We start from the raw sequence: 587 nt of genomic DNA on the forward strand, positions 1-587 counted from the left end.
GTGCAGGCCGCAACCCAGCCGGAGCAGCAAGCAGCATGAGCGGCGCGCCATTCCCGTTTTCGCGCCAGATGATGGCGATCGACCAGCTGATTGGCAGCGTGCCGACCATGGAAGGTCTTAGCCAGGCGTTCTTTCCCGCCGCCGTTTCCGACAATTTCGACCCCGGCGACGACATGAAGCTTGTGCTGTTCGCGTTCTACGGCACCGCCGAGGGCAAGCGGATCATCGACTGGCTTTGCGACCTGACCGTGCGGGCGCCGTTTCCGCATGTCGGGTCGATGAAGGAAAGCGCGGCCCTGGCGGCCGCCAAGCACGAGGCGAGAACCGCTGTCGGCTATGCGTTGCTGCGCGCAATTGCCGAGGGCGAACAACTCTGGACGCAGCGTAGGAGCCACAATGAAACACCTGCTTGAGAAGTATTTGCCCATGCGTGAAAACGAGGGCGGCGGTGGCGGGGGCGGTGCTGCCGCTGCCGCAGCACCTGCTGCCGCAGATCCCGCCGGCGGTGCCGGTGGAGCGGCGGCGGCCGCCGGACAGGGTGGCTCCAACGCAGCGGCCGCCGCCGCAGACCCCGCTGCGGCTGCAGC

2 protein-coding genes are annotated in these 587 nt (G+C 67.3%); both read left to right on the plus strand.

Annotation, left to right across the window (positions count from 1 at the left end):
- A partial coding sequence (locus EOD15_RS36145) for a hypothetical protein (RefSeq protein WP_210212225.1) occupies window positions 1-413 on the plus strand: 413 nt, incomplete at its 5' end.
- Window positions 397-587, plus strand: a 191-nt coding sequence (locus EOD15_RS36410) for a hypothetical protein (RefSeq protein WP_210212226.1), incomplete at its 3' end; no start/stop codon positions are given. The genes EOD15_RS36145 and EOD15_RS36410, both read left to right, overlap by 17 nt.

It is taken from the genome of Mesorhizobium sp. M7A.T.Ca.US.000.02.2.1, assembly GCF_003996995.1.
GTDB lineage: Bacteria > Pseudomonadota > Alphaproteobacteria > Rhizobiales > Rhizobiaceae > Mesorhizobium.